Origin of the sequence: Bacillus cereus group sp. BfR-BA-01453, from assembly GCF_022662915.1 — a bacterium.
Classification (GTDB): Bacteria; Bacillota; Bacilli; order Bacillales; family Bacillaceae_G; genus Bacillus_A; species Bacillus_A paranthracis.
The window spans coordinates 1-14072 of the sequence record NZ_JAKUEN010000025.1 but is presented as its reverse complement, the minus strand read 5'-3'; the positions used below and the strand labels follow the sequence as shown (position 1 = coordinate 14072).

The following is a 14072-nucleotide window of genomic DNA, read 5'->3' as shown; positions in this document are numbered from 1 at the left end:
GGTTGTAAATCCTTATGGCTAAAAAGAAAAGCTTTCCATTACGTATTGATCCTGAATTACACGCAGTCATCGAAAAATGGGCGAATGATGAGTTTCGTAGCGTCAATGCACACATCGAATATTTACTTCGAGAAATGGCAAAGCAAAAAGGGAAATTAAAAAAGGATAAAGATGCATAAAAAATCCCGCTGAGGAATCAGCGGGATTTTTCACATATTAATTTCTCGTCATCTCATGCCCAATTGCACGATATCCTATATCACTTCGGTAAAATAGACCATCACTCTCAATTTTACCGATTTCTTTATATACTTTATCTTTTGCTTCTTGTAAACTATTCGCCTTACAAGCAACAAATAGTACACGGCCACCGTTTGTCACAAAGTCACCATGTTTCATTGCTGTACCCGCATGGAAAACAATTACATCTTGCAATGCATCTAGCCCTTTAATAATTTCACCTTTTTTATATGCTTCCGGGTATCCTTTCGAAGCAAGCACAACACCAATTACCGATTCCTCTGACCATTGTAACGTTAACTCACTTTCATCTAATACAGCGTTACATACGTCCACTAAATCATTTTCTAAACGAGGTAATACAACTTCCGTTTCAGGATCACCAAAGCGAGCATTAAACTCAATTACCTTTGGACCATCATTTGTTAAAATAAGTCCCGCATATAAAATACCTGTAAACGATCGATTTTCTTGGATCATCGCTTTAGCAGTTGGATGTAACACCGTTTCAATCGCCTCTTGAACTGCTGACTCCGAAATTTGTGGTACTGGAGAATATGCACCCATTCCGCCAGTATTTGGACCTTTATCACCATCAAAAGCTCGTTTATGATCTTGTGCAATTACCATCGGATGTACAGTTGTTCCATTCACAAATGCCATTAATGAAAATTCTTGTCCATCTAAAAACTCTTCAATAACAACTTTCTTACTCGCTTCCCCGAACTTTACATCTTGCAGCATTTCTTTCACAGCTTGTAATGCCTCTTCAAGTGTCATTGCTACCGTTACACCTTTACCAGCCGCTAAACCGTCTGCCTTAATAACAATTGGTGCACCAACCTTTTCAATGTACTTTACTGCTTCTTCATAGTCTGTAAAAGTTTCGTACGCTGCAGTTGGAATATTATATTTTTTCATAAGCTCTTTTGTAAAAGCTTTACTACCTTCAATAACAGCAGCCGCTTGATTCGGACCAAATACGCGAAGTCCCTCTTCTTTAAAACGATCAACAATTCCATTCATAAGTGGAATTTCTGGTCCAACGAAAGTTAACTCAATATGATTCTCTTTCGCAAATAAAACTAATGCATCAAAATCATTTTCATCAATATCAATTGGTGTTGCAACATCACGCATACCTTCATTACCTGGTGCTACATATACCTTTTCTACTTTTTCAGATTGTGCAAACTTCCAAGCTAAAGCATGCTCACGCCCACCGCGTCCAATTACTAAAACATTCATATTTCATCCCCCAATATTTAAATAAGTACAAACTAGAAGCTATGCTCCTAGTTTGTTTTTTCATATCAATCAAAGTTTAAAAAGGAAGGTTATCTTAACCGGACTTTTTAAACTTCCTCTATTAGTGTTTGAAATGACGTACGCCAGTGAACACCATAGCAATCCCATACGTATCCGCCACTTTAATAGAATCTTCGTCACGGATTGATCCGCCTGGTTGAATGATTGCTGTAATCCCTGCTTTTGCTGCTTCTTCCACTGTATCTGGCATTGGGAAGAAAGCATCAGATGCAAGTGCGCTACCTTGTGCTTTTTCACCAGCTTGTGTAATTGCGATTTTTGCAGAACCTACACGGTTCATCTGTCCAGCACCGACACCAATTGTCATATCATCTTTCGCTAAAACAATTGCATTTGATTTCACATGCTTTACAACTTTCCAAGCTAATTTTAAATCTTTCCATTCTTGCTCTGAAGGTTCACGTTTCGTTGGAATTGAAATTGTACTTTCATCTAATGATAACGTATCTTCCTCTTGAACGAGAAGGCCACCTTGTACAGAAGTTAACTTTTTGCTTGCGCTTGTCGCCTTTTCAATATTTACAGTTAATAAACGTAAGTTTTTCTTACTTTGTAACACTTCTAAAGCTTCTTTCGAGAAAGAAGGTGCGATAATAATCTCTAAGAAAATTTCGTGTAACTTTTCAGCTGTAGCTTTATCAATTTCACGATTCGCTGCAATAATGCCTCCAAAAATGGATACTGGATCCGCTTCATAAGCACGTGTGTATGCTTCATGAATATCCGTACCTACTCCAACACCACATGGATTCATATGTTTTACTGCTACTACTGCTGGTTCTGTAAATTCTTTCACGATACTAAGCGCTGCATCTGCATCGTTAATATTGTTATACGATAATTCTTTGCCATGTAATTGTTCTGCGTATGCAACAGAAGAAGTTGCTGCGAATGGTGCTTTATAGAAAGTTGCTTTTTGATGTGGGTTCTCGCCATAACGTAAATCTTGCTTTTTCTCAAATGTCACAGTTAATGTTTCAGGACTTTCTTCACCCATTTGCTCTGTTAAGTAGTTAGAGATTAACGCATCATATGCTGCTGTATGGCGGAATACTTTCGCTGCTAATTTACGTTTCGTTTCTTCTTTTACTTCACCGTTCTCTTTCAGTTCTGCTAATACAACATCGTAATCTACTGGATCTACAATTACCGATACAAATTTGTGATTTTTCGCAGCAGAGCGAATCATTGTCGGGCCACCGATATCAATATTTTCAATTGCATCAGCAAATGTTACATCAGGCTTAGCGATTGTTTCTTTGAATGGGTATAAGTTAACGACAACAAAATCAATCGGCTCCATACCTAATTCATTCATTTGCGCTACATGTGTTTCATTATCACGAACTGCTAATAGACCACCATGAATATTTGGATGTAATGTTTTCACACGACCATCCATAATTTCTGGGAAACCAGTTACTTCAGAAATACCGATTACTTGTAAGCCGTTTTCTTCTAGTAATTTTTTCGTACCACCTGTTGATATAACTTCGATCCCTTGTTCTAGTAAACCTTTAACAAATTCTACTACTCCCGTTTTATCTGAAACACTTACTAATGCACGCTTTTTCATTTATCCTTCACCCCTGGTTGTATGTTAGTTAACAGTTGGTTCTTTCACAGATTGAACAATTTGATTCACTGTATTTACGTATAATTTATGTTCAACTTGTTGAATTTTCTTTTGTAAGCTTTCTCTCGTATCCCCATCAGAAACAACTACTGCTTCTTGTGCAATAATTGGCCCTGTATCCATACCTGCATCTACATAATGAATCGTTACTCCAGTTACTTTCACACCTGCTTCTAAAGCTTGGCCAACAGCATCTTTCCCTGGAAAACTCGGTAATAGTGATGGATGAATATTAATAATCCTTCCGCCGTAAGCTTCTAGTAAAGTTGGTCCAATTAAACGCATATATCCAGCTAAAATAACATAATCAATTTCATATTCTTCTAGCTTCTTTAATATTTCCTTTTCAAATCCTTCTTTTGACTCATATGCTTTCGCTGAAAAAGCGAAACACGGGATATGATGATAATTTGCTCGCCCAACGGCACGTGCTTCTGGTTTATCACATACTAATAAACTAATATCTGCGTCTAATCTTTTTTCTTCTACCGCATTGATGAGAGATTGAAAGTTAGAGCCACTTCCAGAAGCAAAAACTGCTAATCTACTCATAGTGCTGTGCCCCCATTGAAGGTAACGCCAGCCCCTTGTACAGTACGTCCAATAATACGAGCTGTTTCTCCTTGCTCTTCAAGAAGACGGACGATATCTTTTGCATCTTCTTCCTTCACCGCTACTACCATACCAATACCCATGTTAAAAATATTGAACATTTCTTTCTCTTCTAGCTTGCCAACTTCTTGAAGTAAACTGAAAATCGGCTGAATTTCCCAAGATCCTAATTCAATTTCTGCACCGATTCCTTCTGGTAACATACGTGGAATATTTTCAATGAATCCGCCACCTGTAATATGCGCCATACCGTATACTTCATATTTCTTCAATAGTTCTAAAATAGGTTTGACATAAATTTTCGTTGGTTTTAATAATTCTTCACCAAGAGGTAGCTCTAAGCGTCCGTAAATGCGATTTAAAGATAGCTCTCCATCTTCTAGTAATACTTTTCGTACTAAAGAATAACCGTTACTATGAATACCGCTAGATGCCAAGCCAATTAATACGTGACCAGCTTCAATTTTTTCACCTGTTACAATTTTCTTTTTATCAACAATCCCAACTGTAAAACCAGCTAAATCGTATTCTTCTGTAGAATACATTCCTGGCATTTCAGCTGTTTCTCCACCAATTAAAGCACAACCTGCTTGGCGACAGCCCTCTGATATACCTTTGACGATGTTTTCAATTTTACTAGGTTCAGCTTTACCACAAGCAATATAATCAAGGAAGAAAAGCGGCTCTGCTCCTTGGACAACAATATCATTTACACACATTGCTACTGCATCAATACCAATTGTGTCATGTTTATCTGCCATAAAAGCGAGCATCAATTTCGTTCCCACGCCATCTGTTCCAGATACTAATACAGGTTCTTCTAATGCAAATTTTGATAGATCAAACATACCTCCAAAACCGCCTAAACCGCCTAGTACTTCTTTTCTCATTGTTGTTTGTACGTGTTTTTTCATGCGAGATACCGCTTCATATCCAGCTTCAATATCTACTCCTGCTTGCTTATATGCATTCGCCATCGTTATTTACACCTCGTCTTTTAATTTCTCCCTATCCTGTGCGGGCCGTTTTAAGAAAGAAGCTAGCTTCTACATCAAAAGAAGTAGAAGCTTTTTTCTTCTTATTTCATACTTTCTAAAAGCTCTTGCTCATAATCATAAAGAGCTGTTGGATAATCTCCATTGAAGTACGCCATACAAAGGCCACCGTATTTCCCTTCATATGGACATCCAATTGCATCTACTAATCCATCTTCACTTAAAAATGTTAATGAGTCTGCACCAATCATTTCACGTATTTCTTCTACTGTATGATTTGCTGCAATTAATTCTTTTCTCGTTTGAATATCAATGCCATAGAAACATGGATATTTCAAAGGTGGTGAAGCTATTCTTACGTGAACTTCTGTCGCTCCAGCCTCGCGAAGCATACGAACAATTCGTTTACTCGTTGTTCCTCGTACGATAGAATCATCAATCATAACAACTCGTTTTCCTTCAACTACACCTCTTACTGCTGAAAGCTTCATCTTAACCCCTTGCTCTCGCAGTTCCTGAGAAGGTTGAATAAACGTACGTCCAACGTAACGATTTTTAATTAATCCTAACTCATATGGAATGCCTGTCGCCTCCGCATAACCAATTGCTGCTGAAATGCTAGAGTCTGGTACACCAGTAACAACATCAGCTTCAATAGGAGCTTCTGCCGCCAAACGTTTCCCCATGTTTTTACGTGCTGCATGGACATTAACACCAGCGATATTTGAATCTGGGCGTGCGAAGTAAATGTATTCCATACTGCAAATTGCATGTTCTACATCATTTGTAAAACGATCTACGTGAATTCCATCATCATTAATGATAAGTAATTCACCCGGTTCTACATCACGAATGTATGTTGCACCTACTACATCAAAAGCACATGTTTCTGATGCTACAACGTAAGCATCTCCCATCTTTCCAATTGAAAGGGGACGGAATCCATTTGGATCTAGCGCAACAATCATTTCATTTCCAGTTAGTAAAAGATATGCAAACGCACCTTTCACTTTATTTAGAGCTTCTTTTACACTTTCAATTAACGAATCTTTCGTACTACGTTTAATAAGATGTAAAAGTACTTCTGTATCTGAACTTGTTTGAAAAATACTTCCCTCTGCCTCTAATTCACGGCGAAGCATTTTTGCATTAATTAAATTCCCGTTATGAGCTAATGCCATACTATGATCAGAAAAACGGAATAGTAATGGTTGAACGTTAGCCACTTCACTTCCACCAGCCGTCGCGTATCGTACGTGTCCGATTGCTGATTTTCCGTTCAATCCTTCTAGCTCTCCTCTTGAAAACACTTCTGATATTAAGCCTAACCCCTTGTGACCGACGATTTTTTCTCCATTATTTACGACAATGCCTGCGCCTTCTTGTCCACGGTGCTGTAAACTGTGCAATCCGTAGTATGAAACTTGTGCCGCATTTTCATGCCCCCAAATTCCGAAAACGCCACATTCTTCGTTTAACCCCTTTATTTCAGCAAGCATGGGATTGCCCCTTTCCAAGCCTTTCTCATTTCATCTACATTTGCTGTAAGTAACACTTCATTTTCTTCATTATGAATTGTCACTTCATTTGTATTTGTTACTTCTCCAACTTGAATTGCTTCTACCGCTTTCTCAAACGCTTCTTTATTTTCACGTTTTACAGTTATCACGAAGCGAGATTGTGATTCCGCAAATAATGCCGCTGTTGCTTCCCCGTCTAATTTCACAGTAGCACCTAAGCCGTTAGCACCAATTGCACTTTCTGAAATCGCAACTGCTAAACCACCTTCAGCAACGTCATGTGCAGATTGAACAAGGCCAGCTTGAATTGCTGCTAATACTTGTTTTTGACGTTTTAATTCTACGTCTAGATCGATACTTGGTGATTTGCCGAAAATTTTGCCGTGAAGCATTTTCTGTAATTCACTTCCACCAAACTCAGCTTTCGTCTCTCCGATAACATAAACTAAATCGCCAGCTTGCTTAAACTCTTGTGTTGTTACATGTTTTAAATCGTGTACAAGTCCAACCATCCCAACTGTCGGTGTTGGGTATACCGCTTCACCACTACGTTCGTTATACATTGATACATTTCCGCCAATAACTGGTGTTTGTAATGTGCGACAAGCTTCACTCATACCATCTACTGATTTCTCAATTTGCCAGAAGATTTCTGGTTTTTCTGGGTTACCGAAGTTTAAGCAATCTGTAATTGCAAGTGGCTCCCCGCCAGAACATACGATATTACGTGCTGCCTCTGCTACTGCAATTTTACCGCCCATTTCTGGATCTAAATAAATGTAGCGAGAGTTACAGTCTGTCGTCATTGCTAATCCTTTTTCTGTACCGCGTACACGTACAACCGCTGCATCTGAACCTGGTGTAACAACTGTGCTTGTGCGAACTTGATAATCATATTGATCATAAACCCACTCTTTACTTGCAATCGTCGGTTGTTGTAATAGAGCGAATAGCGTTTCTTTATAATTTTCTACTTTTGGTGTTTCCATTTTCATCTGCTGGAATTCAGCAAAGTATGCTGCTTCTTTTGATGGTTTATGATAAATTGGCGCTTCTTCTGCAAGGGCATCTGCTGGCACTTCAGCTACCATTTCACCTTTATGGAATAAACGAAGCATTTTGTCTTCCGTTACTTTCCCCATCGTAACGGCTGCAAGACCATACTTCTCAAATAAATCTACTATTTCTTGCTCTCTACCTTTTTTCACAACTATTAGCATACGCTCTTGTGATTCAGATAGCATCATTTCATATGGTGTCATTCCTGTTTCACGCTGTGGTACATCATCTAAGTACATTTCAATACCCATTCCTGCTTTACTTGCCATTTCTGCAGAAGATGATGTTAAACCAGCTGCCCCCATATCTTGAATTCCAACAAGTGCATCTGATTGAATAAGTTCTAAGCAAGCTTCAATAAGAAGTTTCTCCATAAATGGGTCTCCTACTTGAACTGCTGGACGCTTCGCTTCTGAGCTTTCAGATAACTCTTCAGATGCGAATGTTGCACCGTGAATACCGTCACGACCAGTTGATGCTCCTACGTACATTACTGTATTTCCAGCACCGTGCGCTTGCCCTTTTTTAATATCTTCGTGGTTAATTAAGCCTACACACATTGCATTTACAAGTGGATTTCCTTCATAACATGGATCGAACTGTACTTCGCCGCCAACAGTCGGAATACCGATACAGTTACCGTATCCTGCAATCCCTGCTACTACTTCTTCGAATAAATATTTCACACGTGGTGATTGTAATTCCCCAAATCGAAGTGAGTTTAATAGAGCTACTGGACGTGCTCCCATAGAGAATACGTCACGGATAATACCACCAACGCCTGTTGCTGCTCCTTGATATGGTTCAATAGCAGAAGGATGGTTATGGCTTTCCATTTTAAATACAACCGCTTGATTATCACCGATATCTACAATTCCAGCACCTTCCCCAGGTCCTTGCAAGACGCGCTCACCTGTTGTTGGGAATTTTCTAAGCACTGGTTTTGAATTTTTATAACTACAATGTTCTGACCACATTACAGAGAATAAACCTGTTTCTGTATAATTTGGCAGACGACCTAAAATCTTTTCAACCATGGCAAACTCTTCGTCTGTTAGCCCCATTTCCGCATATATGCGCTCTTCTTTAATTTGTGTTGGATTTGGTTCAAGCATTAACGACATATGTTTCCCTCCACTGTTTTAAGATAGATTGAAAGACTTTTAACCCTTCAGCACCGCCAAGTAGTTCATCTACAGCACGCTCTGGGTGTGGCATCATACCAAGTACATTTCCTTTTTCGTTTACAATACCAGCAATATCTGAAACGCTTCCGTTCGGGTTTTCTACGTAACGAAATGCGATTTGATTATTCTCTTCTAATTGTTTAAGAGTCTCTTCATCACAATAGTAATTCCCCTCACCATGTGCAATTGGAATATTGATTACTTCATCTTTTTCATATTGTGATGTAAACATCGTTTCATTATTTTCAACACGTAACTGAACTGTTCGACACATAAATTTTAAGTTTTCATTTCTCATTAATGCTCCTGGTAATAATCCTGATTCAACAAGAATCTGGAATCCATTACATACACCTAAAATTGGCTTTCCTTGCTCAGCAGCTTTTTGTACTGCTTTCATTGCATTTGCAAAGCGAGAAATAGCACCGCAGCGTAAGTAATCACCGTAAGAGAAACCACCTGGTAGTAGAATTGCATCATATTCATCTAAATTCTCTGTATCGTGCCAAACGTAATCTACTTCTTCGCCAAGCTCATCTTTAATTGCATGGAACATATCGACATCACAGTTCGAACCTGGAAATACTATTACGGCAAATTTCACTGTGCGACAACCTCCTCAACTTCATAACGGAAGTCTTCCATTACAACGTTTGCTAATAGTTTTTCACACATTTCCTTTACCTTGCTATCTAAGTCAGTTACCGATTTATCAATTGTTAGTTCCATGTATTTTCCAATTCGAACATCCTGTACTTCTGTGAATGAAAGGCTATGAAGTGCTCCTTTTACTGCTGTTCCTTGTGGATCTAATACGCTTTCTCTTAATGTTACATATACCTTAACTTTATACATGTGAAATTCCCCCTAAACGTTTTAAAATCTCTTCATAAGCATCTGTTAAATTTCCAAGATCACGACGGAATACGTCTTTATCAAACTTCTCATTGCTCGTTTCATCCCATAAACGGCAAGTATCTGGTGAAATTTCATCTGCTAAAATGATTTCTCCTTCATCCGTTACACCAAACTCTAATTTGAAATCTACTAATCTTACACGACAGCTTGCGAAATGATCAATCAACACTTGATTGATTTGTAGAGCCATATCTCGTAATACGCTTACTTGCTCTGGCGATGCAACGTTTAATACACGAATATGATCTTCCGTTACAAGCGGATCTCCTAAATCATCATCTTTGAAGTAAAATTCTACGATTGGTTCTGCAAGTACAGTTCCCTCTTCCATTCCTAATCGTTTTGAAAGACTTCCTGCAATTACATTTCTTGTGACAACTTCTAAAGGAATAATACTCACTTTTTTAACAAGTTGTTCTGTTTCAGATAGCTTCTCAACAAAGTGTGTTTTAATTCCTACTTCTTGTAACTTTCTGAACAATAAAGTTGTAATCTCATTGTTCAAACGACCTTTTCCTGTAATCGTCTCTTTTTTCTCCCCATTGAAAGCAGTCGCACTATCTTTGTACTCTACCCAAACCATATCTGCTGATTCTGTACGATAAATTCTTTTTGCCTTACCTTCATACAGCAATTCTAGCTTTTGCATTTCGCAAGCCCCCTGTAGTTTGAAAAATGTGAATAATTTTTTTATAAAGAATGGCACAGAATGACTCTATTCTGTGCCATATGAAATTTTACGCTTCGTTTAATCCGAGGCGTTCAAAGATTGTATCAACGTGTTGCATATGATGCTCATAGTTGAAGCATTCATTAATTTCTTCTTGTGTTAACTTGCTCGTAATACGCTCATCAGCTTCTACAAGCTCTTTAAATTGTACTTGTGTTTCCCAAGCTTCCATCGCTTTAGGTTGTACGATATCGTAAGCTTCTTCACGCACCATACCTTTATCGATTAATGTAAGCATTACGCGCTGAGAATAAATTAAGCCGTATGTTCTTGTCATATTGCGTTTCATATTCTCTGGGTATACAGTTAAGTTTTTAACGATATTACCAAAGCGATTTAGCATGTAATTTAACGCGATTGTAGCATCTGGTAAAATTACGCGTTCTGCTGAAGAATGAGAAATATCACGCTCATGCCATAATGGAACATTCTCATAAGCTGTCATCATATAACCGCGGATAACACGAGCTAAACCAGTCATATTTTCAGATCCAATTGGATTACGCTTATGCGGCATTGCAGAAGAACCTTTTTGACCTTTTGCGAAAGCTTCTTCAACTTCACGTGTTTCACTCTTTTGTAAACCACGAATCTCAACTGCCATCTTTTCGATAGACGTTGCGATTAATGCAAGTGTTGACATGTAATGAGCATGGCGATCACGTTGCAATGTTTGTGTTGAAATTGGTGCTGCTTCTAATCCTAAGTTTTCACAAACATACTTTTCTACGAATGGATCGATATTTGCATATGTACCAACCGCACCAGATAATTTACCAACACGAACTGTATTAGCAGCTTGTTTGAAACGCTCTACGTTACGTTTCATTTCTTCATACCAAAGACCAAGTTTTAAACCGAATGTTGTTGGTTCTGCATGAACACCGTGTGTTCTTCCCATCATGATCGTGTATTTATGCTCTTTTGCTTTATTAGCTAAAATACTTACGAAGTTTTCTAAGTCTTTTAATATGATTTCATTCGCTTGTTTTAAGATATAAGATAACGCTGTATCTACTACGTCTGTAGATGTTAAACCGTAATGAATCCATTTACGTTCCTCGCCTAATGCTGGTGTTTCTGATACAGCACGAGTGAATGCAACTACGTCATGACGTGTCTCTTTTTCAATTTCATAAATACGATCAATATCAAATGATGCATGCTCACGAATTTTCTTAACATCTTCTTTCGGAATATCGCCAAGCTCAGCCCATGCTTCACAAGCTAAAATCTCAACTTCTAACCACGCTTTAAATTTGTTCTCTTCCGTCCAAATTGCACCCATTTCTGGGCGTGTATAACGACTAATCATCTTTTTCCCTCCAACAGTTGTTCTTGATGGTCCCAAATATGCAAACTCTTCGCTTTTTCTAGAGCGACTTCAATATTATCATTTAAAATATTAACATGCCCCATTTTTCGCTGCGCTTTTGCTTCTTCTTTTCCATACAAGTGTAAATAGCACCCGGTTAATCTATTCACTTGTCTTAGGACCCCTTCTATATGTTCGCCTAAAATGTTTACCATGACAACTGGTTTTAACAAATTTGTTTCTCCAAGAGGTAAATTACAGATTGCTCGAATATGTTGGCCGAATTGACTCGTTTCACATGCATCCTGTGTATAGTGTCCTGAATTGTGAGGTCTTGGTGCTAATTCATTAATGTAAATCTTACCATCAGCTGTAACAAACATCTCTACCGCTAGTGTTCCCACAAGTCCTAGTTCATCCGCAAGCACTTTTGCATAAGCAATAGCTTTTTGAGAAAGTTCTTCTGTAATGCGAGCCGGAACGATGGATTCATGCAAAATGTTATTTACATGAATATTTTCCGCTACCGGAAATACTTTCGTTTCACCACTTACACTACGAATGACAATAACTGATACTTCTTTTTCAAAAGGCACCCATTTCTCTAAAATACACTCTGCTGCATTCGCAAGCTCTCGCGCTGTATCAACGTCATCCTCACTTCTTAAAACAACTTGCCCTTTCCCATCATATCCGCCTGTCGTCGTTTTTAAGACGGAAGGATATGATAATTCAGCGATTGCTTCAGTAAGCTGATCTTGATTTTGAACTAATCTATACGTTGCTACTGGTAATCCTGCTTTCTCAATCGCATTCTTTTCTGTAAAACGATTTTGTGTTTTACTTAACAACTGACTGCCTTGCGGTAAGTAAGCATGTTTTTCAAGCCATTGTAAACATCTATAATCAATATTCTCAAATTCATATGTGACAACATCACTGATCTCCGCTAAATGCTGAATTGCTTTTAAATCGTCATATGATGCAACAATTTCAATATCAGCAACTTGTGCACATGGTGAGTTTTTTGTAGGATCTAAAACAGCAATTTTATATCCCATCTCCTTAGCTGCCAATGCCATCATTCTTCCTAGCTGGCCGCCTCCAATAATACCGATTGTTTTTCCAGGTAAAATGATTCTCGTCATACTAGCTCACTACCTTCGCGCACATCTTTTTCAATTGCTTCTCTTCTCAATTCTAATGCATCATATATGTCATCATGGAATGATCCAAGTATTTGTGCAGCAAGTAAACCAGCATTTGTTGAACCAGCCTTACCAATTGCAACAGTTGCAACTGGAACCCCTCCTGGCATTTGGACGATGGATAATAATGAATCTAAGCCGTTTAACGCTTTTGATTGAACTGGAACTCCGATTACAGGAAGATTCGTCTTCGCTGCAACCATTCCTGGTAAATGCGCTGCTCCACCAGCTCCAGCAATAATAACTTTCAATCCACGTTCACGAGCCGTCTCTGCATATTCAAACATATAATCCGGAGTCCGATGAGCGGATACAACTTTTTTCTCATACGGTATATTTAATTCATCTAAAATGTCACAAGCATATTTCATTGTTTCCCAGTCTGACGTGCTTCCCATTATGACTCCAACTAGTGATTTCATATTAGAATCCCCCCGATTCAAATAAAAAAAGCCTGAAATAGAACATTTTCTCTTTTACTATGAGAGAAAGCGCTCTACTCAGGCATACGTATCCCTTGTGAATAGAAAAATACCGAGTGACTTTCCCTCATAGTCTAACGAATAACGGTCGTTAGGTAGAGACTTGCAGGCCATATCCCCGCGATTATATGAGGTCTTATATATTATTCTTTCTATGGCTATATTAACAATATTTCATAAACAATGTCAACAAATAATCGAATGTTTTTTTATTACTCATCAATAACGTTCGTGTTTTAGTTATATTCAAAAGAATAATTGTAACTATATGCAAGAAGGATAAGCAATTAGAATATATATTTCTAGAGATCTACCATACACAAAACGGTTTGTATATTAATTCCGTATGCTTTTATATAAAGTGAAACTTTAATCAACCTTCAACAATCGGGCTTTTACGGGCAGTTGATCCCACACCTAGCTTCTTTGCTTCCGCTGAAATTTGAGGTGGGGGTCTTACTGCCCGTTAATGCGGAATAAAGCATATCGTTTCTATTCCTTTGTATCGCATTCATTACTTTAATGATTGAATACTTATTTTCATTCTTATATCATCCCGCTTTTCTTACTCTCATTATGTAAAATATATACTTGTAGTAAGAAATAACAGTTACCCTCAATAGCCTCATTTTCATTCTTTTCTCTCATTAAGATTACTAAATTTACGGATTATGACATTTGATATATATAAATAAACACAAAAAAACCTAAGTCGAAACGACTTAGGTTTTTGCTTGGCGACGTCCTACTCTCACAGGGACAAGGTCCCAACTACCATCGGCGCTAGAGAGCTTAACTTCCGTGTTCGGTATGGGAACGGGTGTGACCTCTCTGCCATCAT

At 38.2% G+C, this 14072-nt stretch carries 13 protein-coding genes, 1 rRNA gene and 1 riboswitch; of the genes, 1 reads left to right on the top strand and 13 read right to left on the bottom strand.

Annotated features, from left to right (window positions below; genetic code table 11):
• Nucleotides 1-14 precede the first annotated feature (14 nt).
• Entirely contained in the window at nt 15-179 is a 165-nt protein-coding gene (locus MR070_RS25890) for a type II toxin-antitoxin system antitoxin (protein WP_001085171.1), read from the top strand.
• 37 nt (nt 180-216) lie between these two features.
• On the opposite strand, the gene purD is transcribed toward MR070_RS25890, so the two are convergent.
• The 13 genes from purD to rrf all read right to left on the bottom strand — a co-directional run.
• Nucleotides 217-1488 carry a phosphoribosylamine--glycine ligase gene (purD, locus tag MR070_RS25885; protein WP_001101940.1) on the bottom strand — a complete coding sequence of 424 codons (1272 nt, stop codon included), beginning with the start codon at nt 1486-1488 and terminating at the stop codon, nt 217-219.
• A 121-nt stretch (nt 1489-1609) separates the two neighbouring features.
• Nucleotides 1610-3145, bottom strand: a complete 1536-nt coding sequence (gene purH, locus MR070_RS25880; protein ID WP_242262242.1) for a bifunctional phosphoribosylaminoimidazolecarboxamide formyltransferase/IMP cyclohydrolase — start codon at nt 3143-3145, stop codon at nt 1610-1612.
• A gap of 24 nt (nt 3146-3169) precedes the next feature.
• On the bottom strand, nt 3170-3757 hold the full coding sequence (gene purN / locus MR070_RS25875; protein ID WP_000088567.1) for a phosphoribosylglycinamide formyltransferase: 588 nt from the start codon (nt 3755-3757) through the stop codon (nt 3170-3172).
• Nucleotides 3754-4794: a phosphoribosylformylglycinamidine cyclo-ligase gene (gene purM, locus MR070_RS25870; protein ID WP_001262445.1), complete on the bottom strand. Its 1041-nt coding sequence runs from the start codon at nt 4792-4794 to the stop codon at nt 3754-3756. Before purM ends, purN begins: the two co-directional genes overlap by 4 nt.
• A gap of 101 nt (nt 4795-4895) precedes the next feature.
• Nucleotides 4896-6311 carry an amidophosphoribosyltransferase gene (gene purF / locus MR070_RS25865; protein WP_242262241.1) on the bottom strand — a complete coding sequence of 472 codons (1416 nt, stop codon included), beginning with the start codon at nt 6309-6311 and terminating at the stop codon, nt 4896-4898.
• Nucleotides 6296-8515, bottom strand: a complete 2220-nt coding sequence (purL, locus tag MR070_RS25860) for a phosphoribosylformylglycinamidine synthase II (protein WP_000055576.1) — start codon at nt 8513-8515, stop codon at nt 6296-6298. Before purL ends, purF begins: the two co-directional genes overlap by 16 nt.
• The gene (gene purQ, locus MR070_RS25855; protein ID WP_000666779.1) at nt 8499-9182 is read right to left on the bottom strand and encodes a phosphoribosylformylglycinamidine synthase subunit PurQ; all 684 of its coding nucleotides are present in this window, start codon (nt 9180-9182) and stop codon (nt 8499-8501) included. Before purQ ends, purL begins: the two co-directional genes overlap by 17 nt.
• A complete protein-coding gene (gene purS / locus MR070_RS25850; RefSeq protein ID WP_000278826.1) occupies nt 9179-9433 on the bottom strand; it encodes a phosphoribosylformylglycinamidine synthase subunit PurS in 255 nt (84 codons plus the stop codon). Before purS ends, purQ begins: the two co-directional genes overlap by 4 nt.
• Nucleotides 9426-10145: a phosphoribosylaminoimidazolesuccinocarboxamide synthase gene (gene purC / locus MR070_RS25845; RefSeq protein ID WP_001170542.1), complete on the bottom strand. Its 720-nt coding sequence runs from the start codon at nt 10143-10145 to the stop codon at nt 9426-9428. Before purC ends, purS begins: the two co-directional genes overlap by 8 nt.
• 88 nt (nt 10146-10233) lie before the next feature.
• Complete coding sequence (purB, locus tag MR070_RS25840; protein ID WP_000625677.1) at nt 10234-11541, bottom strand: adenylosuccinate lyase; 1308 nt, start codon at nt 11539-11541, stop codon at nt 10234-10236.
• Complete coding sequence (purK, locus tag MR070_RS25835) at nt 11538-12689, bottom strand: 5-(carboxyamino)imidazole ribonucleotide synthase (protein WP_000196794.1); 1152 nt, start codon at nt 12687-12689, stop codon at nt 11538-11540. The genes purB and purK overlap by 4 nt, the downstream gene beginning before the upstream one ends.
• The gene (gene purE / locus MR070_RS25830; protein ID WP_000839371.1) at nt 12686-13171 is read right to left on the bottom strand and encodes a 5-(carboxyamino)imidazole ribonucleotide mutase; all 486 of its coding nucleotides are present in this window, start codon (nt 13169-13171) and stop codon (nt 12686-12688) included. Before purE ends, purK begins: the two co-directional genes overlap by 4 nt.
• 110 nt (nt 13172-13281) lie before the next feature.
• Nucleotides 13282-13383: riboswitch (purine riboswitch) on the bottom strand.
• Between the two features lie 580 nt (nt 13384-13963).
• Nucleotides 13964-14072, bottom strand: a 5S ribosomal RNA gene (gene rrf, locus MR070_RS25825); the annotation flags it as partial.

What these genes read in the sequence shown, in the direction of transcription:
- MR070_RS25890 (WP_001085171.1), top strand. Translation starts at nt 15, where the DNA reads ATGGCTAAAAAGAAAAGCTTTCCATTACGTATTGATCCTGAATTACAC.
- purD (WP_001101940.1), bottom strand. Translation starts at nt 1,488, where the DNA reads ATGAATGTTTTAGTAATTGGACGCGGTGGGCGTGAGCATGCTTTAGCT.
- purH (WP_242262242.1), bottom strand. Translation starts at nt 3,145, where the DNA reads ATGAAAAAGCGTGCATTAGTAAGTGTTTCAGATAAAACGGGAGTAGTA.
- purN (WP_000088567.1), bottom strand. Translation starts at nt 3,757, where the DNA reads ATGAGTAGATTAGCAGTTTTTGCTTCTGGAAGTGGCTCTAACTTTCAA.
- purM (WP_001262445.1), bottom strand. Translation starts at nt 4,794, where the DNA reads ATGGCGAATGCATATAAGCAAGCAGGAGTAGATATTGAAGCTGGATAT.
- purF (WP_242262241.1), bottom strand. Translation starts at nt 6,311, where the DNA reads ATGCTTGCTGAAATAAAGGGGTTAAACGAAGAATGTGGCGTTTTCGGA.
- purL (WP_000055576.1), bottom strand. Translation starts at nt 8,515, where the DNA reads ATGTCGTTAATGCTTGAACCAAATCCAACACAAATTAAAGAAGAGCGC.
- purS (WP_000278826.1), bottom strand. Translation starts at nt 9,433, where the DNA reads ATGTATAAAGTTAAGGTATATGTAACATTAAGAGAAAGCGTATTAGAT.
- purC (WP_001170542.1), bottom strand. Translation starts at nt 10,145, where the DNA reads ATGCAAAAGCTAGAATTGCTGTATGAAGGTAAGGCAAAAAGAATTTAT.
- purB (WP_000625677.1), bottom strand. Translation starts at nt 11,541, where the DNA reads ATGATTAGTCGTTATACACGCCCAGAAATGGGTGCAATTTGGACGGAA.
- purK (WP_000196794.1), bottom strand. Translation starts at nt 12,689, where the DNA reads ATGACGAGAATCATTTTACCTGGAAAAACAATCGGTATTATTGGAGGC.
- purE (WP_000839371.1), bottom strand. Translation starts at nt 13,171, where the DNA reads ATGAAATCACTAGTTGGAGTCATAATGGGAAGCACGTCAGACTGGGAA.